Source organism: Methanothermobacter sp. KEPCO-1, assembly GCF_008033705.1.
GTDB lineage: Archaea > Methanobacteriota > Methanobacteria > Methanobacteriales > Methanothermobacteraceae > Methanothermobacter > Methanothermobacter marburgensis.
In genome coordinates, this window is record NZ_CP042937.1 from 972,955 (window position 1) to 992,367 (window position 19,413).

Sequence of the window (19,413 nt, forward strand, 5' to 3'; positions counted from 1 at the left end):
ATTTTTTTATGATGGAAGTAACACTTCACTGAGGTAACTGCATTGTTATTTATTTTCTTCTTGCAGCGAACTCCTCAAGCAAGCTCTCAAAGGGGATCCCCTTGTATACAAGGAGTAGAAGTGTGTGGAATATCAGGTCAGCAGACTCCTCCACGAGGCGCTCATTATTCTTTGAGGCTATGATCACCTCTGCTGCCTCCTCACCGATCTTCTCAAGTATCTTATCCTCAGCCCTTTTCTCATCATCCCTCATGAGTCTGGAGGTGTAGGAGTCCACCGGGTTATCGCGACGGTCCTCAAGTACAGCGTAGATTTCCCTTAAAATTCCCTCATCCACCATTCTTCTTACCTGCCATAGCCTTTCTCATGCTGGTTGTTATCGCAATCAGGGGGTGCTGGGCGTCGTCTATAACCTCAATGTCGTCCAGAGTATAAACGCCGTTGAGGTCCGCTGTCTTCTCCATACCCAGCTTCATGTCTTTCTTGATATCGATGACATATGAGTCTATCTCCTTGCAGCCCAGCCTGTAGGATGCCAGTGTCCTGTGGTGACCGTCGACCAGGACATACCTGTCACCTGTCTTCACAACTATCGTGGGTTCTGCAAGACCCCTTTTAATTTCATAGGTTCTTCCCTGCAGTTCATCGGCGTATACCTTGCTCTGGGTGGGCCTCAGCTTTTCGATGGGGACCTTCATCCGTTTAACCTCAGGTTTAACACCATAGAGCTGTTCAAGGGTCTTCTTGAAGTAGTTAACCTTCATGGGGGTGGAACGTTCGATATGGGATCTCACGATGTCGGTGTTTGTTATTATACCCACAAGTTTACCTTCCTTATCTATGACAGGCAGTCTTGAGATCCCCATCCTGAACATGACCCTCGCAGCGTCATTGAGGGACATATCCTGGTCTGCAACCACAACATCCCTTGACATGATCTCTGATACTGTTTTGACCCATGGCTTTATGAGGAGGTCAAAGGCAGTCACCATCCCGATCACGGTACCATTATCCTTGACCGGGAACCCGTCGTGACCTGTTTCCTTCATGAGCTTGATGATCTCCGCGGTTGACGTGTCTGAGGATACCGTTATAACGTCCCGGGTCATGTAATCCTTCACAAGTGCCTTATTGCTCATCCTATCCCTTCTTCTGTTTTTTCCAGATGAAACTGTTATCGCATACTATTTTAACCACACGATGGTAGGGTATCGATGCACCGTTACTCAGCACAAGGAAGCCCCTTTCGAGCCTTTCAATATCCGATCCCTGAACTGTTTTGAGGTTCCTCTGAGCCCCCCTGTGGATGTAACTTATCCTGCACCTTTTAATATCCCATTTAGGATGCCACATAAGAAGATCCAGGACGTTCTTGGCCATGCACCTCAGATCCTTTCCTTTATCAGTTCAACTGTCCGTTCAGGCTCTGCCTTTCCACGGGTGATCCTCATCACCTGCCCCACCAGGAAGTTTATGGCGGCCTCCTTGCCATCATGGTAATCCTGGACTGCCTGGGGGTTTTCCCTTATGGCCTGCTCAACTGCCTCTATAACCTGGGATTCATCTATGATTCCTATGAGCCCCATTTCGGCGGCTATCTCCCGGGGGCTCCTGGTGTTAAACGGCATCTCCTCTATGATCTTTTTGGCGGCCTTGGTGGTTACCTCCTTCTTCTGTATCATCTCAAGGAGTTCCACAATATTCTGGGGGCTTATACCGCTTTCTGCAAAGCTCACCTTGTTGTAGTAGAGCACCCTTTTGAGTTCGTCCCTCATCCAGAGAGCCGCAAACTCAGGGTCTATGGATGCCGCAACCTCCTCAAAGGCATCTGCAAGTTCCAGTTCCGAGGTCAGCACCCTTGCATCCTCCTCCCTTAAACCGTATTCCTCCATGAATCGTTTCACCTTGAGGTGGGGTGCCTCCGGTATTCCTTCCCTGATGCCATCCACCACTTCATCTCCAAAGTGCATTGGGGGGAGGTCGGGATCAGGTATGTATCTGTAGTCCTCTGCCTCCTCCTTGAGCCTCATGGAAACGGTTATCATCTGGGATTCAAGAAATGCACGTGTTTCCTGTTTGACCTCAACACCCCTCTTGAGGAGGTTCTTCTGCCTGACCATCTCAAACTTAAGGGCCTTGTAGGCACCCTTTATTGAGTTAATGTTCTTTATCTCAACCCTGCGGCCCCCCTCAAGGGATATGTTGACGTCGGCCCTCATTGTGCCCTCCCCACGGGCACAGCCACTGTATTCCAGCACCCTTATGAGTTCCCTGAGGAAGTTTCTGGCCTCCTCGGGTGACCTCATATCTGGCTCTGTAACAATTTCAATGAGGGGGATGCCTGACCTGTTGAAGTCAACCACACCGTGGTCCGGTTTATACTGACCAGGGTCCTCCTCTATGTGCACCTCCCTGATCCTGACGCCGTTGAGCTCTCCCTCAAGTCCAACGGGTATGGATGTCCTCTGGTAACCTGATGGGAGGTCCGGGTAGTTGTAGTGCTTACGCATGAAGTATGTGATCTCAGGATTTATTCTGCAGTCAAGCATGAGGGCGATTTTCAGAGCCCCCTCAAGGGCGCTTCTGTTTGGTGGATGTGGTTTTGCCCCTGGCTGGTTGAGGCACACCGGGCATATATTTGTGTTTGGGGGGGCGTCCTGGTAATCTGTCGGGCATCTGCAGAATAGCTTTGATCTGGTGTCAAGCTGAACATGAATTTCAAGACCACATTTCATCTTAATGGTTATTCCTCCTTTTCATGGTAACATGGTTCAACGTGATGGAAAGCATATCAGATTATATTTATTATCATCAACTTAAAGCAATTTAAGATTTTTCAGACATCCGTTAACATACCTCTCTATGAAGGGGTCAATTTCAGGGTATGATCTCCCCCTTCTGAGCCTCTCCACATCTGTGAATGTACCCGCAAGTCTCCTCCCGGCCCACCTAACCTCCTCCTCAACACGCTTTCCATAGGAGGTCCCGAACATCTTGAAAAGGGGGAATTTGGTTATTCCGTTGGCCCCGCTAAGGATGAGAGGACCTATGCTCCCCAGGTTATCCATCCAGGTCCCTGTGATGATCTCCAGTTCAGGGAACTCTATCCTTGTGGCGGCAACTGTTCCTGCATAATAGAGGGTGGCGGGCTGGGGCTGATTTTCAAATACCGTTCCCTCATGGGGGTTGAGGGCATAGAAGGTTACGCGGTCTATTTCAAGATCCCCTATAAATTCGAAGAGGTATCTGAGGTCATCTGGTGTCTCACCGAGTCCCAGTATTATGGTGATGCCCCTCCTGAATCCCAGGTCCCTGGCTGCCTCAAGCATCTCAGCTATGTCTTCCAGGGGTTTGCTGGGGCACAGTTTCCTCTGAAGGTCAGGGTTTGCAACCTCCAGCGCTCCTGTTATACCTGCCACCTCATCACCATATATTTCAAGATCGGTGGTTATACCTGTGTTCAGCCAGACAGGGGATCCTGTTATATCCCTTATCCTCTCTGCGATCTCCTTTATCTCCTCAGGGGAGAATGAACCATAGCCTCCTGATAGGAACTCTATGTTCCACCCCAGTCTCCTACATATTTCGGCCTCTGCAAGTATGGCGTTGACGTTTCTCCTGGCCTTTGATGGTTCCCTTATACGTGGCTTCTGTGTGCTCATATAGCAGAAGGCACAGTCCCCCCTTTCACACCACCATGAGAGAAAAACTGCCCTTTCAAGTGTTATGATATCCCCATGATGTTTGAGGGTGATTTCACTGGCCCTGTTCATCAATTTGAGTATATCCATTTCCTTCAGTGATTCTATAACATTCATATCTGACACTCTCTGCTCTGCAGAATACCTTTATAAACTTTCGTTGAGATAAGCTTTGATGTTGATACATTGAGGCTGATGGATATGGTTTACTGCCCAAGCTGTGGCGAAAGGAACAGGGAGGGCTCAAGGTTCTGCAGGAACTGCGGAACCCTCCTTGAGGAAAAACCACTCAAATCCAGGTTCATGTCTGGAGATTTCAGGGAAAGCCCCGTTAAAAGGGAGCTCCAGAGGAAAGAGTTCAGTGATGCCAGAAAGGAGGGTTTCGAGTGGGATACCGCCCTGCGCGGCGCACTGGTGCTTGTGATCCTCATGGTGATCCTTGGCAGAATATTTGGATTCATGGGTGCTATAGCAGCCCTCATGGTATCTGTAATCTATGTGCTTTCCTCCTCCAGGAGAAAGTCCCAGTCACTGATGATTGTGTTCGCGGCTCTTCTGATGGCGGCTGCGGCATCAGCATTATTCAGCATATGACCCCATCCTCAGGGGGTGTCTGCAAAACCACTGCTAAACCGAAAACTTTATATATGATGGGTATAAATCTAATTGTACGCCTTGGGATGTGCACCACAAACCACTGGTTTGTTGCAAGCAAGGACTTGTACTTGGCAGGTGCCGCCGTAGCTCAGTAGGTAGAGCGTTCGGCTGTTAACCGATTGGTCACAGGTTCGAGCCCTGTCGGCGGCGTCATGGGCCCATAGCTTAGCCAGGTAGAGCGCCCGGCTCATAACCGGGCGGCCATGGGTTCGAATCCCATTGGGCCCACTTAATCGGTAATCAGAGGCTCCGGTAGTGTAGTCCGGCCAATCATTTCGGCCTTTCGAGCCGAAGACTCGGGTTCAAATCCCGGCCGGAGCATTTCTTACCTTTTATGATTATTCTTCATATTGAGCATCATTGCTGCGGGGGTGCCCGAGCTGGCCAAAGGGGACAGGCTTAGGACCTGTTGGCGTAGGCCTACCAGGGTTCGAATCCCTGCCCCCGCACTGTGATAGAATTCAACTGCCGGGGTGGGGTAGGTGGTTATCCTTCGGGACTGTGGATCCCGCGACTCGGGTTCAAATCTCGGCCCCGGCCCCATTCTCATCAATCATTTTTTCTGTTCTGAATCAACTTCTGGAAAATATAAAGTTCGGGCACCGGCACACGGTTTATTGTCATCCATCTGATTATCCGCGATCCAGGTGAAATCACCGATCCATTTAGAGGTTTTATTAATCATCCATGGAAAATTATTTATTGTGTTATGATGAAGATTTTCAGTACCGGCTACGGATTCCGTAGATCAGATTATCTCAGAACACCACGGCTGATTATATGATACGTATTGAAAGGACCTGCGCCTCCTTCAGGGCTACCGTGATCCAGGAGGGCGAGGAGATAGGAATCATGGAGGGCATATACCTGACACAGTGGTTCCTTAAAACAAGGTACCACTTTACAGGGACATTTATACGTTTCATACCCTCTGATGAGAGGTTCAACAGGTCCGGTTTGACAGTTGACATCCATCTCCATGACCAGAATGTCATTGTAAAGGATGCGCTCATTGACTGGCTCAGTGACAGTGGAAGGGGGACCTTCAGGGCGAGGAGAATAGAGAGTGTTGTTTAGTGTGTCCAGGTTGTTGTTTAATGTGTCTGGAGAGAGGATAGAGAGTGTTATTTAGTGTATCTGGGAAGGAAGAATTGTGGGTCTCAGGGTGTTTTAATGGTTAGGGATGGATCGCGGGGAGAGAGGGACCTTGTAAAACTCCTCTGGGAAAAGGATTTTGCTGCCATGAGAGCACCGGCCTCTGGTGGGGCCACAAAAAAGCCCCTCCCTGACATCATTGCAGGGAACGGAGAGATATACCTTGCAATCGAGGTTAAGATGACATCCGGTGAGCGCATATACATTGACTCAGGGAAGATAAAGGGGCTTCTGGAGTTTTCAGAGATGTTCGGTGCAGAACCCTATATCGGGGTAAAATTCAGGTACAGGGACTGGATTTTCCTTTCACCGGCTGACCTTGAGATGACACCATCGGAAAATTACAGGCTTGACCTTGATATTGCCCTTGAGAGGGGCAGGGATATACATGAGATCACCGGCCGTGAAAGGCAGACCCGCCTCAGATGAGGGGACCGCAAACTTTAAATATTAATTCTGATATTAGTTACTCTATGCCAAGGTAGCTTAGTGGCGAAGCGGTGGACTGCAGATCCATTACACGTGAGTTCAAATCTCACCCTTGGCTTCAACATTTCTATCAAATGGGGTCATGGTGTAACCAGGCTATCATCTGGGACTCCAGTTGTCTTTGAAGAAAATGCGCGCTCTGACTACAGTATGATGACCGATTGGAGTACTGAGACAAGAGAAATCCTAGGATCTGGGTTCAAATCCCAGTGACCCCATCACTCCCTTTTTCTGAGGCGCTTTCATGATACAGAAATTTGATAATATAATAGCGATTGAAGGAACACTCTTTGATTCTAACATATACATCCTTGGAGACACGGTGGTTGATACAGGGACTGGAATGAACCCTGATAACCTCATGAGGAGGATAAGGGGGGCCGGTGTTGAGCCTGGCAGCATAAAACATATAGTGAACACCCACTGCCACTTTGACCATACCGGGGGAAACAGGCTCTTCAATGCAGATATAGCAATTCACAGTCTTGATGCAGAAGCACTCAGGGAGGGGAACGACGAGAAGACGGTTGCCTACATGTTCTCGGCATCCATGGAGCCAATGGAAGTGGCTGTTGAACTTGGGGATGGGGACTTCATAGGTGACTTTGAGGTTATCCACACACCCGGCCACACACCAGGATGCATATGTCTGTATGATGGTAGATCCCTTATCTCAGGGGACACGGTTTTTGCTGATGGGGGATTCGGTCGGGTTGATGTTGGCGGAGACATAAATGAACTCGCAGAGTCCATTAAAAAACTCATGAAACTCGACATCGAGTACCTGTTCCCTGGGCACGGGCCATGGGTTGATAACGGTTCAATGCATGTGGAACTGGCTGCGGCCTTCCTTGGAATAGGGTAAATGGTTTGGGTCCGAGATTTGGGGTAATGTTATTTCCATTTTCTGTATGTAAACGGCCTTTATCCCCGGCAATTTCCTGTTCATGAGTTCAGGCGTGATTTTATCCACTGCTGGATAGAAATACTCGCCGTAGACCCTCACATGGTCCCCGCTTTTCAGGGACTTGGTGAACCATATTTAACAAGCACGTAACCGGGCCCTGGGGATACGCTGAGTACCTAGGGTCACTGTTCTGTTGATACTTTCAAATTCATATTTCCTGAATATTATTCCATCAACCCACACCCTTCGCTCCTTTAGAAAGGATGGGTTCTCCTCAACGTCTGATAGGTTGAGCTGAGAGCAGGTGTTTTTGTATGATATAATGGCCGTCCCATTTAATGGCTCAGTGTACTCTACACCTTCATCAAGGTGTGTCTGGGTGTCGTCTGAAATCCAGCTCTCAAGGTAGTGCCAATCAGAATACCTGTGACCAGTCCAGTAATGAGGCCAGCCATGAAGTACCATTTAACCATAGTTCACCACGTATAATCACAATTCTCCTTCTAACTATGGCTTATACGGATCAGGTTGATCTTTGAGGGATTGATTCAGTAAAAGCAATGAAATTAAAAATACTGAGAGTATTTAGCCTGTGAATTTCTTTGTAACCTCATTCACAGCCTCTGTCTTTACAAGTACGGATATCTTGGCTCCCCTCTCAAGGACCATGTCTGGCTGGGGTATGATGAGGTCACCGTTACTGTATATGGCCACGATGATGTACTTTTCAGTTGGCGAAACATCCTTGACCTTCTTCCCAACAATTTTACTGCTCTTTATCTCCATATCAAGGATCTCGGCGTCCCCATGCCCAAGGACGATGAGGTCAGCCACCTTTGGCCTTGTTATCAGTTTCTCAAGGTAACCTGCAGCGGTCCTCTCAGGGCTTATAACGTGATCTATGCCAACCTTCTTGAAGGCGTCCTCGTGGTCAGGGTTGCTGACCCTTGCTATGATCTTTGGTATATTGTACTCCCTCACAAGTATGCAGCTTAGGAGGTTGGCCTCATCATTTCCTGTGGCCGCAACAAAGACATCTGCATTGTTTATGTTGGCCTCCTCAAGGGTTTTAATGTCTGTACCGTTACCACAGATCACAAGGGCGTCCAGTTCAACTGCAGCATTGGCACAGAGTGTTTCATCATTTTCTATGAGAGTTACATCATTTCCATCTGATATAAGGAGGTTTGCAAGTGTTAAACCAACTCTTCCTCCGCCCATTATAACAACATACATATCCACACCTTTCAGACTTCAGGCAGAATAAAGATAATCATTACTCGTGTTTACTTGTGTTAAACGTCATCATTAATAAGGTTTTTCAGTGAAGATAATGACAACGCGCTTATTCTCGGCTCTCAGTTAACCTTGAAGGCCTCCACAAAACCACGTATTAATACAAGAACAGGGATTATCTCGAGTCTTCCAAGCCACATGCTGAGTATGAGGGCCATTTTCGGTATTAGGGGCAGATTGAAACTGGTTATCCCCATACTGAGCCCAACATTTCCCTGGGCAGAGGCAGCCTCAAAGAGGGAGTTGAGGGGGTCATATCCATAGGTTACAAGAACCGACCATGTGAAAAAGAGAAGGATAAAGTAAAGGCTTATGTATGACCCGGCCTCCCTTATCTCAGCGTCACTCACAGACTTGCATGATATCTTTCTCGGTATAACCGAACCCTCAGGTGCCAGTATCCTCATGATGTCCCAGTAGACACCCTTAAGTACAGTTATGACACGGATTATCTTCACGGCCCCCGTGGTTGAACCTGCAGCCATACCTGTGAGCATGCATATTATTAGAACTATCTTGAAGTACCCTGACCAGGCAACCATCTGACTGGTTGAACTTATGCTTGAACCGGTGCAGCTGAGGGCCGATATTACATAGTATACGGATTCAAGGGGGGCCACGCCCCCAATGTAGATCGAAAGAACTGTGAAAAGGATTATAAAGGCAAAGGTTGCCTGCAGCTGTATATCCCTCAGAACATTTGAGAATCTACCCTTTATTGCCTGGTAGTGCACAAGGAAGCTTGTCCCCCCAAGTATCATGAGAAACATGGTTACAAGGTAGACGGCATCGCTACGGTAGTAGCCGATGTTGAGGTTCTTTATGGACATTCCCCCGGTTGAGAGGTTTGTGAGGGTGTTGTTGATGGCATCAAAGAGTGGCATCCCTGTCAGCCCATAGAGGACGATCCCGAGGACCGTGTAGGTGAGGTAGATCCACCAGATAGTCCTGACGGTGTTTGCTATGCTGGGTTTTATCCTTTCCTCCCTTGCCTCGGACTTGTATAAACGTGCAGCAGCTGTACCTGGCCTTATGAGGACACCTATAACAACTATAACAACTCCAAGCCCACCAATCCACTGTTCAAAGCTTCTTAAGAATAGAATTGATTTTGGGAGCGCTTCAACGTTGGAGAAAACTGTGAGTCCACTGCCGGTCCAGGCAGACATGTTCTCAAAGAAGGCATTTGCAAAATCGATGTTTAGGGCTGACATCATTATGAGGCTACCTATGAATCCAGCCCAGAGCCAGGCAAGACATGCAACCATCATACCATGTTTCAGGCGTATGGCGCATTCCTCAGGGGAATATCTCTTGAGCACAGTTCCAATGCTGAGCGAGATAATTGAGGGCACAATAAAACTTAAAAAATTGCCTTCACCGTAGATCAGTGCAACAATGAGGGGTAACGCAACAACGAAGCCTATCCCCTGCATTATATTGCCAAGATACTTTCCAACGGTAAAAAGGTCCCTCTTTCCAACGTATCTCATGTTACCATATAAAGAATGGGGGTGTTCCAATATAAATTTTTAGAATAATGGATAAAGAGATGGTAATACTTCAATGGGGGAGTAGGCAAAAAATAAAGTTCTTTGGGTAGAATAAATCTACTCCAGTTTATATAAAATTCAATCCAGTTTATTCTACAACTTCAGCGAAAGCAAACTTGCGCCTGGTTGCACTTATCCTTATTTTAACTTCGTCTCCGACACCTGCACCAGGTACAAAAACAACAAAACCTTCAACACGGGCTATTCCATCGCCATCTCTGCCGAGGTCTTCAATTTTAACTTCATACTCCTCACCAACATTTACTGGTGTGGAGTAGGTTTCCTTCCTGTAGTAGCTATCTCCAAACAATTCATCACATCCTTAAGTAGGGACGCACAAAATCATATAATTACTTCCGACCAGAAACAGTAAGAAATAATCAATGACCTCACCGCATCCCATACATAAACTTAAACATCATAGTATATAAATGTATGTAGGATCACTGTATCTTTTGCGGGTGGTTTGTTTGATAGGACTGGTGGCTGATTCACATGATAACCTTGATTCAATAAGGAAGGCGGTCAATTTATTCAACAGGGAATCTGTGGATCTTGTTATACATGCAGGGGATTTAATATCACCATTCACTGCACAGGAATTTGGAAGACTTGAGATGAGATTTGAGGCCATATTTGGAAACAATGATGGTGAAAGGGATGGGCTGCGTGCCGCGTACTCTGAACTCACAGAGCTATCTGACTTTAAGGAACTGGAATTTGATGGCCTGCAAATAGCGGTTATACATGGCCATAACAGGCAGATCCTTGACTGTGTTGCTGGATGTGGTAGATACGACCTTGTGGTAACCGGCCACACCCATGAGAAGACCATTGTGAGCGCAGAAACCATAAAGGTTAATCCAGGTGAACTCTGCGGTTACCTTTCAGGGGAGAGTACACTGGCGCTCTTTGACACAGACAGGCTTTCGTGTGAATTTGTAAGGCTTTGATTTACTCTCTGAAACAGACAGGTCTTAATGCATGATATAATATCTGAGAAAGGATATCGATGGTTTAAATGAAACACAAAGGCGCAATTCTTATTGCAATAGGGGTACTGGCCCTTGCGGTTATGATATCTGTCATAGGGCCTGGGGAGATTGAGGAGGCCCTACGGAAGGCGGACCCCCTTTATGTAATCATGGCGGTTGCCCTGGAATTCATAATTCTCGGCCTTTTCACAGTGAGGTGGGCCATTACCACGGGGGCTGTTTCGATAAACATAAGAAAAAGGCACCTCTTTCCAATGCTACTTGTGGGAATGGCAATAAATAACCTCACACCGAGCGCAAGGGGTGGGGGTGAACCTGTAAGGGCATATATACTTGGAAAATACTCCAGGGCTTCAATGGAGGCTGCCTTTGCAACCGTGATAGCAGACAGGGGTCTTGACACATTCCCCTTTATATTTCTGGCCATACTCACCATAGTCGCAATAGTGCTCTACTTTGAACTGTCACCATGGATAGTGGTCGCACTTATAGTTTCGGTTATAATAATAACCGCGGCCTTCTTCCTGGCCCTCTACATATCCATTGACAGGGAGTCCGGTGAGAGGATACTTGGCTGGATACTTGGCATTGTAAGGAGGTTCTACAGAAAGAACTATGAAAAACTTGAAAAAAGGTTAATGAATGCTCTCAGGGAATTTCAGAGCACCATGAGGATAATGCTGGCTGATAGGAGAGTGCTGCTGTATGGAATACCACTTTCATTTCTCCTCTGGATCCTTGAGATCATAAGGGTATACCTTGTATTTGAGGCATTTGGCACAAGCGTCTCACTTATTGTGATAGCCGAGGTCTTCATACTGGCAACACTCATTGGCATGATACCGCTCCTTCCAGGGGGCCTTGGTGCCGTTGATGGGGTTATGATAGTCTTCTATTCGGCAGCAGGCGTATCGCCGTCTGTCAGCGCAGCTGTAACTGTGGTTGAGAGACTCATATCCTTCTGGATGATCTCAGCAATGGGTGTGGCATCTCTACCCTACTTTGGGGCTTCTGTATCTGAGAAACTGATGGAGAAACTTTAGGGAGGTCAACATAGTACTCATTTGACTACTCTGGTAAGTATCCGGGAAACTGATGTAAAACTTCAGGGTTATTGTGAACTGACACAACACTGGAAAAAGATTTATGGGCCAATAATCAGATTTATAGATGGACCGCTGCAGCAGGTTAGGGGGATAATCATGCTTGAAAGGGTTTTCTTAACCGATAAGTTACACGACGAAAAAATGTATGAGAACCTCGTGGAGGAAATACGTTCATCACCGGATTACCTCAACCTCCTTCTGGAATCTTCTGAACCCTGGATATTACAGGATATAAATGGTTTCATACTTGACCTGAGTAATTCCTTCGCTGATAAGCTGGGGTATGATCCTGATAATCTGAGGGGAAGGTACCTTCCAACATTGAGGGTGATTCCCCTCATTCAGAAGTCCAGGCTGAGGATAATACTCGACCGTCTGGCCGAGGAACCCCGCCCATGCACAACCATCATGGAGTTCATGGATGCAGATGGCCGGGATGTGCCCCTTGAATTGAGCTTCAGGCCCCTGGAGCTATCAGGCCAGGATTTTATCCTTGTAACTGCTAGGGATGCCTCAGAAAAGATTCATGAGGTGGCTGAGCTCCGTAAAACGATATCTGAACTGAGGAATACAATAAATGGCCTCTACAGGCAGATCGACAGGAACCTTCAGCTTATTACAAGCATAGTTAATCTCCAGTTCCCTTATATAAAGGACGAGGATGATTATGAGCTCCTCAGAGATACTCAGAATCGTTTAAGGTCAATAAGGAAAGCTTATGAGAAGTTTATCCATGAGGGATCCTTTGAGTCAATAAACTTTGCAGGGTATGCCAGGAGCATTGTTTCAGGGATTTTAAGCACATACTCCCCTGAACCAGGAAATGTGAGACTTGAGATGTACTTTGAGGATGCTGAAATGGGCCTTGACCTGGCGGTGCCCCTTGGGATGATACTCTCAGAGCTACTATCCAACAGCTTCAGACACGCCTTTGCCGAGGGACAGGATGGAAAGATAAGGGCTGTTTTCAGGAATAAGGATGATCACTACATGCTTGAGGTCAGGGACAATGGTCGTGGCTTCCCTGAGGACGTGGACTTTGAGAATGTAGATTCACTGGGTCTGCAGCTTGTAAGGAGTTTACTGAATCAGATAGAGGCAAAGGTTGATTACAGGCTCTCACCTGGAACATGTTTCCGGATAAAGGTACTAAAACTCGCTGACGGTGAATGAAGCACATCTTGGATTAAACCTCCATGAGGATAATTCCTGCAATTCTTTACTCTGGTTTACTGATAGGTTTTCTCATCAAAGTCACTTTTAATTCTGTAAAACATCATGTAGATTCAAGGCGGCGGTTTAGTACTTTTAATTCTGCAGAAGATCATTTAGATTCATTTAAAGTGCCCTTGGGGTGCTGAGAAGATAACTGATTTTTGAACGGGCCTTAATACCTAAACAAAATTAGAAAAATATATTAGCAGTTCTTCCACTAAATCAACTAGGTGATAATTATGGAGATAAATGGTGTTGAAATAGAGGATACATTTGCGGAGGCCTTCGGTATCAAGGTTTCAAGGGTCCTTGTAACTGCAGCAACCAAAAAACTTGCAAAGATAGCTGCAACCGAGGCAACAGGTTACGGTACATCTGTTATAGGGTGCCCTGCAGAGGCAGGTATAGACTGCTACGTTCCACCAGAGGAGACACCCGATGGAAGGCCCGGATACATAATAATGATCTGCAACCCATCAAAGAAGAACCTGGACCATGAACTCCTTGAAAGGATAGGGATGGGTATACTTACAGCACCAACAACCGCAGTATTCGATGCTCTCGATGACGAGGACGAGAAGCTCAATGTGGGATTCAAACTCAAGTTCTTCGGGGATGGCTACGAGAAGGAACTTGAAATTGATGGAAGGAAAATCCACTCAATCCCGATAATGTCAGGCGACTTCCTCATTGAAAGCGAATTTGGAATAAAGGACGGGGTTGCAGGCGGAAACTTCTTCATCATGGGTGACAGTCAGGCATCAGCCCTCCTTGCGGCCCAGGCTGCAGTGGATGCAATAGCCGCAGTTGAAGGCACGGTAACACCATTCCCCGGTGGTGTGGTGGCTTCAGGTTCAAAGGTTGGATCAAACAAGTACAAGTTCCTCAACGCCTCAACCAATGAGAAGATGTGCGTGACACTCAAGGATGAGGTTGAGGGCAGCGAGATACCTGAAAACGTCAACGGGGTATATGAGATAGTTATAGACGGTGTCAACGAAGAGGTTGTAAGGGAGGCAATGAAGGAAGGTATAAAGGCCGCATGTACCGTTCCAGGCATAATTAAGATAAGTGCAGGGAACTACGGCGGCAACCTTGGAGCATACCAGATCAAACTCCATGACCTCTTCTAAATACTCTATTTTTTTATTTTTAAGAATTGAAGCATTTTTTATTCTATGCAGAACTTCTCCATCATTTCACTTTCAACTATGTCCCATATCTCATCTTCAGAGAGGTTAACACCAAGGAGCACACCCCTCTTTTCGAGGTCCCTCTCAATCTTCTTTATAACCTTAACGTCACTTGCAGCGACGGTGTGTGAGTGTATATTCCTTGATATGCTGTACAGGGCCTTCAGGGATCTCCTGGCGTCTGGCTTTTCAAGTTCCTCCTGGCACCTCCGGAGGTCATCCATGTTCCGTATGTTGAGGTTCCTTGTGACCACCTGCCTCACCCCTGGAAGGTAGTGCTTTGAGTCAAGGATTCGACCGCCCCTCCTTATAATTGTCTCCTTGTCGTCCATGTTACCCAGGTCATGCTTCAGGAGCATCTCAACAACCCTTCCTGATTCCTGTATTATGGATTTGATCTCAGCGAGGTCCAGATTAACTCCTATGAGGAAACCCTCCTTCCTGAGCTCCTCCTCCACCCTATCAAGGCTTTTTGCGTCAGGTCCTGATATCCTGTGTGTATGTATGCCCCCACCTGAGAGGGTGTAGAGTCTGTCAAGGGATTCCAGTTTACGGGAGTCACTCCTGAGGGTCTTTATGAAACGGTCGACGTCCTCAATTGAGTCAACACCCACATTTCTTCTGAGGGGCTCTGAGAAACCTGGAAGGTAGTACTCTATGTCCTCGATTGTACAGCCATTCTTTATTATGATCTCTGCTTCCCTTCTTATATCATCCACGCCGTGGTTTTCAACAATGCTCATCTCAGGTTTAATTATTATCTCAACAAGCCGCCCATGCTTCCTTGCAACTTCCTTTATCTCATTGTCATCTAGGTTAACGCCGAGAAGGATACCCTCCTCTCTGAGTTCATCTATGACCTTATCTATACTCTCCCGGTCTGGCCCGGATATCCAGTGGGAGTGTATTCCGCTCACAGACTCATAGATCCTTGTAAGGGAGCTCTTTCTGGAGGGGTCTCCCTCAAGGGCATTTAAAAACCGTTCAAGTTCCTTTTTCTTGGATACTCCGATCTTCCTCACCAGGGGCTCCTTGAACTCAGGGAGGTGGTACTCTATATCCTCCAGTGTGCAGCCATACTTGAGTATTATCTCTGCCTCCTTTCCAATATCCTCAACATCATGCTTAACTGTTATCTTCACCATGGTGGGCTCCATGGCTGCAAAGTAGATGTCCTCACCCCCGCTGATCTCAGGGGAGATCACACGGTTGGCCCCTGCACGGTAGAGCCTCTTTATGTTTTCCCTCTTACTGGACCTTGTCACGATCCATATGTCTGGATTCAGCTCCCTGCAGGTGAGGGTTATGAAGAGGTTGTCAACATCATCCCCGGTTGTTATTATAACCCCACGGGCCCTCTTTATGCCGGCAGCCCTGAGTGTATCCTCATCTGTGGCGCTTTCAGGTATTGCAAGTACGTTGGGATCCTCCCAGAGTTCCTTCTCCACTATTTCCCGGTCCTTCTCAATTATTATGGTCTTCTGATTCCTTTTCTGGAGTTCCTTAAAAACGGCGGATCCAACACGGCCAAAACCACAGAGAATGAAGTGGTTGTTCATTGACTGCATTAACCTCCGTATCCGGGCACCTGATATGGTCTCCTGCAGTGTCATCGTGATCACCGAAACGGTTAAGCTTAGAACATAGGCTATGAGTCCCACACCACCAAGGGCAAGGGTAACAGAGAATATCTTCTGGGATACCGTGACTGGTGTTATGTCCCCGTAACCCACAGTGGCGATGGTGATCACTGTGAAGTAGATGGCATTGTAGAGGTCAAGACCCATTATGTACATTGAGCCAAGTATACCATAAATTATGAGAGCCGCCAGAGCCGCGAGGGCATAGTATATGACTGATAGGGGAACGTATGGGATATTCTCCACCAGATTCCTTTTGGGTGGCATGGGAAACCTCGCCTCTTGATATGTTAAATATCTGTCAGTCAATAATATAAATTCAGAGTATCTGGAGTGGGGGCTCTGGAATTAACCCTGAAATTCTAAGGATGGTGAAACAGTCATGAAGCCGATTGATGTGGCAGCAGCTGATATTAATGCCGAGTACCTTGGTATTCCAAGACTTTCCCTTATGGAGACTGCTGGAAGGGCAGTTGCAGAGGAGATAGGGAATTATGCGGATGGAGGAAGGGTCATATTATTTTGCGGATCGGGGGGAAATGGTGGTGATGGGTTTGTTGCCGCACGGCATCTCCTTAACATGGGATTCGAGGTTGAGGTTCTCCTACTCACGCACCCCGAAAGGATAGGGTCAGCGGAGGCACGGCGTAACTGGGATGTTCTCATGGCCATGCAGCCGGAGCCAGGCATACTCGGTGTAAGGGCAGTCAGTGATTCATCTGAGCTTTTTCCTGTGGATGCAGATGTGGTTGTTGATGCAGTACTTGGCACGGGTGTCAGGGGGGTTATAAGGGAACCATCAAGGTCAGCCATTGAACTCATAAACCTTTCAGACGCATTTAAGGTTTCTGTGGATATACCAAGCGGACTCAGCCCAGAGACTGGTACCGTGGATGATGTTGCTGTATCTGCAGACCTTACGGTGACTTTTCACAGGATGAAGGATGGACTTGAAAAGGCGGACCCTGCCATCACAGGCGAAATCGTGGTGAGGGACATAGGGATACCAAGGGCAGCCGAGGTATTTGTGGGTCCAGGGGATCTTCTAAGAATACCCTCCAGGAGCCCTGAGAGTCATAAGGGGGAAAACGGGAGGGTTCTGGTTATCGGTGGAAGCCATCACTACTCAGGGGCCCCTGCACTCGCAGCCATCTCCGCACTGAGGGCAGGTGCAGACGTTGTAACCGTTGCAGCACCGGGCAGCGCAGCCAGCGCCATCAAATCCATCGCACCTGATCTAATAGTCAGGAAACTTGAGGGTAAATATATAGGGCCAGGGTCCCTGGGGGAGCTCCTGGAACTTGCAGAAAATGCCGATTCTGTTCTTGTGGGCTGTGGGGCTGGTAGGCACCAATCAACATCAGAAACTTTCAGAGAACTTATTGGAGCACTCCAGGAAATGGGGAAACCCCTGGTACTCGATGCCGATGCACTCAGGCTGATTGATTACTCCCATGTCACTGACTACAGGGATCTAACTGTAACTCCACATATGGGTGAATTCAGGGAGTTCTTTAAACTCAGATCCGAGATATACGCCGATTTCAGTGAACGGGTGGCTGCCTTCAGCTCTGTTTCCTCAAGGATAAGGGGAACGGTTCTTCTGAAGGGCCATGTGGACATGATATTCCAGGGTGACAGATTCCGCCTCAACAGGACGGGCTGCCAGGGGATGACTGTTGGTGGTACAGGGGATTGCCTTGCTGGTTTAACTGCGGGTCTATGTGCAATGGGGCTTTCATCATTTGATTCCGCCTCACTTGCAGCATTCATAAATGGTAAGGCAGGGGAACTGGCAATGGAGAAATATGGAACAGGATTTTTAGCATCAGATATCCATGATTTTATTCCAGGGGCAATGGATATGCGGACCTATGGTTTCTGAGCCATCAAAAAGTAAGAGTTGAATTAATAGCAAGGGGAGGCTGACAGGGGCCTCCTTTACACTGCGCCGTCAAAAATAATATCAAAGGGGTATCCTCAGACCAGCCCAAGGATGTTTCCAATGAGAAGTATCCCGACTCCCGTCACCCCACCAAAACCAGCCACAAGGACTGTAAGAGGGTTGATGGGGATGTTTACGAATGGCAGTATATTAACACCAAAAAGAAGAAAAATACCAAGCACTATGTTTCCTGCAAGTGCCAGTATCTTCCTTCCAACACCAAAAAGTATTCTGAGGGACGCAAGACCCCCCGCAATTATGAATGTGGCAACCACAATGAGAACAAGGAATGAGAACCCTTCCATCAGTTCTCCTTCCTGCATACCCTGTTGTATATCCCTGCCTGGAGGGCGTAGTTCTTGACCATTCCTGCCATCTCCCTCTGGTCAAGGGTCTTGTCCTCAAAGGATACTATCTCCTCACTGTAGAGGCTGTAGGGTGACTTTCTGCCTATGACCCGCATACTGCCCCGGTGTAGCTTGACCCTCACCATTCCGGTTACACGCCTCTGCATGTGGTTTATTGCCATATCAAGGTCCTCACGGAGGGGGTCATGCCAGAGTCCACTGTAGACGAGTTCAGCATAGGTGCCACTGATTATATCAGCAAATCGCAGCTCGCTCCTGGTAAGTGTCAGCTGCTCAAGGGCCCGGTGGGCCTCCAGGAGGAGGAAGGCTGCGGGTGTTTCATAGATCTCCCGGCTCTTCATACCTATGATACGGTCCTCCATGATGTCAACCCTTCCAATCCCGTGTTTACCAGCGATTTCATTTGCAAGGCCTATGAGTTCAAGGGGCTTCATCTCATCACCATTCAGTGCAACTGGGACACCCTTCCTGAATTCAATCTCGACCACCTCTGGTTCTTCAGGGGTTTTATCGATGGGCCTTGTCCACTGGAATGCGTCCTCAGGTGGTTCCACCATGGGGTCCTCCAGGATGTCGCCCTCTATTGCACGCCCCCAGAGGTTTTCGTCTATACTGTAGAGCTTATCGGAGGGCAGGGGTATGCCGCAGGATCTGGCGTATTCCATTTCCTCTGTCCTTGTGAGGTTCAGGTCCCTTATGGGTGCGATGACCTCAAGGTCTGTCCTTGACCTTATAACCGCCTCAAAACGGAACTGGTCGTTCCCCTTACCTGTGCATCCATGGGCTATTGCAGATGCGCCCTCGGATTCGGCCACCTCAACTATCTTTTCTGCTATGAGGGGTCTTGCAAGGGCCGTGCTGAGGGGGTAGCCCTCGTATACTGCATTTGCCTTTATGGCGGGGAATATGTAGTTCTCTGCAAACTCCTCCCTTGCATCCACTGTGTGGTGTTTATAGTTTCCGAGTTCCTCTGCAACCCTTGCTGGTCTTTCAACCTCCTCCCGCGGCTGACCAACATCCACACAGGCTGTTATGACTTCCATACCGTATTTTTCCTCAAGGAGCTTGATACATACAGATGTGTCAAGACCTCCACTGAAAGCAAGAACCACCTTATCCATAACAATCACCTTATAAGAATCAAATACTCATGTTTTTATTACCAGCATTATAGATATAATGGGTAGGTGTTA

21 protein-coding genes and 7 tRNA genes are annotated in these 19,413 nt (G+C 47.6%); 16 read left to right on the forward strand and 12 right to left on the reverse strand.

The window, feature by feature from the left end:
* Positions 1–49: 49 nt before the first annotated feature.
* The 5 genes from hisE to FVF72_RS05185 all read right to left on the reverse strand — a co-directional run bounded on the left by hisE (position 50) and on the right by FVF72_RS05185 (position 3,818).
* Entirely contained in the window at positions 50–340 is a 291-nt protein-coding gene (gene hisE, locus FVF72_RS05165; protein WP_147671384.1) for a phosphoribosyl-ATP diphosphatase, read from the reverse strand.
* Positions 330–1,139, reverse strand: coding sequence for a CBS domain-containing protein (locus FVF72_RS05170; RefSeq protein WP_013296450.1), 810 nt, complete (start codon positions 1,137–1,139; stop codon positions 330–332). Before FVF72_RS05170 ends, hisE begins: the two co-directional genes overlap by 11 nt.
* Before the next feature lies 1 nt (position 1,140).
* Positions 1,141–1,380 carry a DUF504 domain-containing protein gene (locus tag FVF72_RS05175; RefSeq protein ID WP_013296449.1) on the reverse strand — a complete coding sequence of 80 codons (240 nt, stop codon included), beginning with the start codon at positions 1,378–1,380 and terminating at the stop codon, positions 1,141–1,143.
* A gap of 5 nt (positions 1,381–1,385) precedes the next feature.
* Positions 1,386–2,735 (reverse strand): Asp-tRNA(Asn)/Glu-tRNA(Gln) amidotransferase subunit GatB, encoded by a 1,350-nt coding sequence (gene gatB, locus FVF72_RS05180; RefSeq protein WP_147671385.1) that lies wholly within the window; start codon positions 2,733–2,735, stop codon positions 1,386–1,388.
* Between the two features lie 81 nt (positions 2,736–2,816).
* Positions 2,817–3,818 carry a radical SAM protein gene (locus tag FVF72_RS05185; protein WP_147671386.1) on the reverse strand — a complete coding sequence of 334 codons (1,002 nt, stop codon included), beginning with the start codon at positions 3,816–3,818 and terminating at the stop codon, positions 2,817–2,819.
* Positions 3,819–3,896: 78 nt separating this feature from the next.
* Here FVF72_RS05185 and FVF72_RS05190 point away from each other — a divergent pair, with 78 nt between their 5' ends.
* From FVF72_RS05190 to FVF72_RS05240, 11 genes are all read left to right on the forward strand, one after another.
* Complete coding sequence (locus FVF72_RS05190; RefSeq protein ID WP_147671387.1) at positions 3,897–4,295, forward strand: zinc ribbon domain-containing protein; 399 nt, start codon at positions 3,897–3,899, stop codon at positions 4,293–4,295.
* 140 nt (positions 4,296–4,435) lie between these two features.
* A tRNA-Asn gene (locus tag FVF72_RS05195) sits at positions 4,436–4,508 on the forward strand.
* Positions 4,509–4,512: 4 nt separating this feature from the next.
* Positions 4,513–4,586: transfer RNA gene (locus FVF72_RS05200), tRNA-Ile, on the forward strand.
* Positions 4,587–4,604: 18 nt separating this feature from the next.
* Positions 4,605–4,679, forward strand: a tRNA-Glu gene (locus FVF72_RS05205).
* 44 nt (positions 4,680–4,723) lie between these two features.
* Positions 4,724–4,807 (forward strand) — tRNA-Leu (locus FVF72_RS05210).
* Between the two features lie 18 nt (positions 4,808–4,825).
* Positions 4,826–4,901, forward strand: a tRNA-His gene (locus tag FVF72_RS05215).
* A gap of 237 nt (positions 4,902–5,138) precedes the next feature.
* Positions 5,139–5,435 carry a hypothetical protein gene (locus FVF72_RS05220; RefSeq protein ID WP_013296445.1) on the forward strand — a complete coding sequence of 99 codons (297 nt, stop codon included), beginning with the start codon at positions 5,139–5,141 and terminating at the stop codon, positions 5,433–5,435.
* Positions 5,436–5,531: 96 nt separating this feature from the next.
* Positions 5,532–5,942 (forward strand): Holliday junction resolvase Hjc, encoded by a 411-nt coding sequence (gene hjc, locus FVF72_RS05225; RefSeq protein WP_013296444.1) that lies wholly within the window; start codon positions 5,532–5,534, stop codon positions 5,940–5,942.
* A 46-nt stretch (positions 5,943–5,988) separates the two neighbouring features.
* Positions 5,989–6,060 (forward strand) — tRNA-Cys (locus FVF72_RS05230).
* A gap of 18 nt (positions 6,061–6,078) precedes the next feature.
* A tRNA-Trp gene (locus FVF72_RS05235) sits at positions 6,079–6,220 on the forward strand.
* A 26-nt stretch (positions 6,221–6,246) separates the two neighbouring features.
* Positions 6,247–6,867, forward strand: a complete 621-nt coding sequence (locus tag FVF72_RS05240) for an MBL fold metallo-hydrolase (protein ID WP_147671388.1) — start codon at positions 6,247–6,249, stop codon at positions 6,865–6,867.
* 177 nt (positions 6,868–7,044) lie between these two features.
* Here FVF72_RS05240 and FVF72_RS05245 read toward each other — a convergent pair whose 3' ends face one another.
* The 4 genes from FVF72_RS05245 to FVF72_RS05260 all read right to left on the reverse strand — a co-directional run bounded on the left by FVF72_RS05245 (position 7,045) and on the right by FVF72_RS05260 (position 10,068).
* Positions 7,045–7,374 (reverse strand): hypothetical protein, encoded by a 330-nt coding sequence (locus FVF72_RS05245; RefSeq protein WP_013296442.1) that lies wholly within the window; start codon positions 7,372–7,374, stop codon positions 7,045–7,047.
* A 120-nt stretch (positions 7,375–7,494) separates the two neighbouring features.
* Complete coding sequence (locus FVF72_RS05250) at positions 7,495–8,145, reverse strand: TrkA family potassium uptake protein (RefSeq protein WP_013296441.1); 651 nt, start codon at positions 8,143–8,145, stop codon at positions 7,495–7,497.
* A gap of 122 nt (positions 8,146–8,267) precedes the next feature.
* Entirely contained in the window at positions 8,268–9,698 is a 1,431-nt protein-coding gene (locus tag FVF72_RS05255) for a TrkH family potassium uptake protein (protein ID WP_013296440.1), read from the reverse strand.
* 148 nt (positions 9,699–9,846) lie between these two features.
* On the reverse strand, positions 9,847–10,068 hold the full coding sequence (locus FVF72_RS05260; RefSeq protein WP_013296439.1) for a TRAM domain-containing protein: 222 nt from the start codon (positions 10,066–10,068) through the stop codon (positions 9,847–9,849).
* Positions 10,069–10,219: 151 nt separating this feature from the next.
* Here FVF72_RS05260 and FVF72_RS05265 point away from each other — a divergent pair, with 151 nt between their 5' ends.
* The 4 genes from FVF72_RS05265 (at position 10,220) to fhcD (ending at position 14,207) form a co-directional block, all read left to right on the forward strand.
* Entirely contained in the window at positions 10,220–10,711 is a 492-nt protein-coding gene (locus FVF72_RS05265; protein ID WP_333473121.1) for a metallophosphoesterase, read from the forward strand.
* Between the two features lie 68 nt (positions 10,712–10,779).
* On the forward strand, positions 10,780–11,796 hold the full coding sequence (locus FVF72_RS05270) for a UPF0104 family protein (RefSeq protein WP_013296437.1): 1,017 nt from the start codon (positions 10,780–10,782) through the stop codon (positions 11,794–11,796).
* Between the two features lie 159 nt (positions 11,797–11,955).
* Positions 11,956–13,032 carry a sensor histidine kinase gene (locus tag FVF72_RS05275; protein WP_147671389.1) on the forward strand — a complete coding sequence of 359 codons (1,077 nt, stop codon included), beginning with the start codon at positions 11,956–11,958 and terminating at the stop codon, positions 13,030–13,032.
* A 281-nt stretch (positions 13,033–13,313) separates the two neighbouring features.
* On the forward strand, positions 13,314–14,207 hold the full coding sequence (fhcD, locus tag FVF72_RS05280) for a formylmethanofuran--tetrahydromethanopterin N-formyltransferase (protein WP_013296435.1): 894 nt from the start codon (positions 13,314–13,316) through the stop codon (positions 14,205–14,207).
* 38 nt (positions 14,208–14,245) lie between these two features.
* Here fhcD and FVF72_RS05285 read toward each other — a convergent pair whose 3' ends face one another.
* Positions 14,246–16,174, reverse strand: coding sequence for a 3H domain-containing protein (locus tag FVF72_RS05285; protein ID WP_013296434.1), 1,929 nt, complete (start codon positions 16,172–16,174; stop codon positions 14,246–14,248).
* A gap of 115 nt (positions 16,175–16,289) precedes the next feature.
* On the opposite strand from FVF72_RS05285, the gene FVF72_RS05290 reads away from it, so the two are divergent.
* The gene (locus FVF72_RS05290) at positions 16,290–17,792 is read left to right on the forward strand and encodes a bifunctional ADP-dependent NAD(P)H-hydrate dehydratase/NAD(P)H-hydrate epimerase (RefSeq protein WP_013296433.1); all 1,503 of its coding nucleotides are present in this window, start codon (positions 16,290–16,292) and stop codon (positions 17,790–17,792) included.
* A 95-nt stretch (positions 17,793–17,887) separates the two neighbouring features.
* Here FVF72_RS05290 and FVF72_RS05295 read toward each other — a convergent pair whose 3' ends face one another.
* Positions 17,888–18,157, reverse strand: a complete 270-nt coding sequence (locus FVF72_RS05295) for a pro-sigmaK processing inhibitor BofA family protein (protein WP_013296432.1) — start codon at positions 18,155–18,157, stop codon at positions 17,888–17,890.
* Complete coding sequence (locus tag FVF72_RS05300; RefSeq protein WP_013296431.1) at positions 18,157–19,341, reverse strand: argininosuccinate synthase; 1,185 nt, start codon at positions 19,339–19,341, stop codon at positions 18,157–18,159. The genes FVF72_RS05295 and FVF72_RS05300 overlap by 1 nt, the downstream gene beginning before the upstream one ends.
* Between the last annotated feature and the right edge of the window lie 72 nt (positions 19,342–19,413).

Excerpts from the sequence above, each read along its gene's own strand:
- FVF72_RS05250 (WP_013296441.1), bottom strand. The coding sequence starts at position 8,145 with ATGTATGTTGTTATAATGGGCGGAGGAAGAGTTGGTTTAACACTTGCA.
- FVF72_RS05240 (WP_147671388.1), top strand. The coding sequence starts at position 6,247 with ATGATACAGAAATTTGATAATATAATAGCGATTGAAGGAACACTCTTT.
- FVF72_RS05255 (WP_013296440.1), bottom strand. The coding sequence starts at position 9,698 with ATGAGATACGTTGGAAAGAGGGACCTTTTTACCGTTGGAAAGTATCTT.
- FVF72_RS05290 (WP_013296433.1), top strand. The coding sequence starts at position 16,290 with ATGAAGCCGATTGATGTGGCAGCAGCTGATATTAATGCCGAGTACCTT.
- hisE (WP_147671384.1), bottom strand. The coding sequence starts at position 340 with ATGGTGGATGAGGGAATTTTAAGGGAAATCTACGCTGTACTTGAGGAC.
- hjc (WP_013296444.1), top strand. The coding sequence starts at position 5,532 with ATGGTTAGGGATGGATCGCGGGGAGAGAGGGACCTTGTAAAACTCCTC.
- gatB (WP_147671385.1), bottom strand. The coding sequence starts at position 2,735 with ATGAAATGTGGTCTTGAAATTCATGTTCAGCTTGACACCAGATCAAAG.
- FVF72_RS05295 (WP_013296432.1), bottom strand. The coding sequence starts at position 18,157 with ATGGAAGGGTTCTCATTCCTTGTTCTCATTGTGGTTGCCACATTCATA.
- FVF72_RS05185 (WP_147671386.1), bottom strand. The coding sequence starts at position 3,818 with ATGAATGTTATAGAATCACTGAAGGAAATGGATATACTCAAATTGATG.
- FVF72_RS05220 (WP_013296445.1), top strand. The coding sequence starts at position 5,139 with ATGATACGTATTGAAAGGACCTGCGCCTCCTTCAGGGCTACCGTGATC.
- FVF72_RS05270 (WP_013296437.1), top strand. The coding sequence starts at position 10,780 with ATGAAACACAAAGGCGCAATTCTTATTGCAATAGGGGTACTGGCCCTT.
- FVF72_RS05275 (WP_147671389.1), top strand. The coding sequence starts at position 11,956 with ATGCTTGAAAGGGTTTTCTTAACCGATAAGTTACACGACGAAAAAATG.
- FVF72_RS05190 (WP_147671387.1), top strand. The coding sequence starts at position 3,897 with ATGGATATGGTTTACTGCCCAAGCTGTGGCGAAAGGAACAGGGAGGGC.
- FVF72_RS05245 (WP_013296442.1), bottom strand. The coding sequence starts at position 7,374 with ATGGTACTTCATGGCTGGCCTCATTACTGGACTGGTCACAGGTATTCT.
- FVF72_RS05285 (WP_013296434.1), bottom strand. The coding sequence starts at position 16,174 with ATGCCACCCAAAAGGAATCTGGTGGAGAATATCCCATACGTTCCCCTA.
- FVF72_RS05175 (WP_013296449.1), bottom strand. The coding sequence starts at position 1,380 with ATGGCCAAGAACGTCCTGGATCTTCTTATGTGGCATCCTAAATGGGAT.
- FVF72_RS05300 (WP_013296431.1), bottom strand. The coding sequence starts at position 19,341 with ATGGATAAGGTGGTTCTTGCTTTCAGTGGAGGTCTTGACACATCTGTA.
- fhcD (WP_013296435.1), top strand. The coding sequence starts at position 13,314 with ATGGAGATAAATGGTGTTGAAATAGAGGATACATTTGCGGAGGCCTTC.
- FVF72_RS05170 (WP_013296450.1), bottom strand. The coding sequence starts at position 1,139 with ATGAGCAATAAGGCACTTGTGAAGGATTACATGACCCGGGACGTTATA.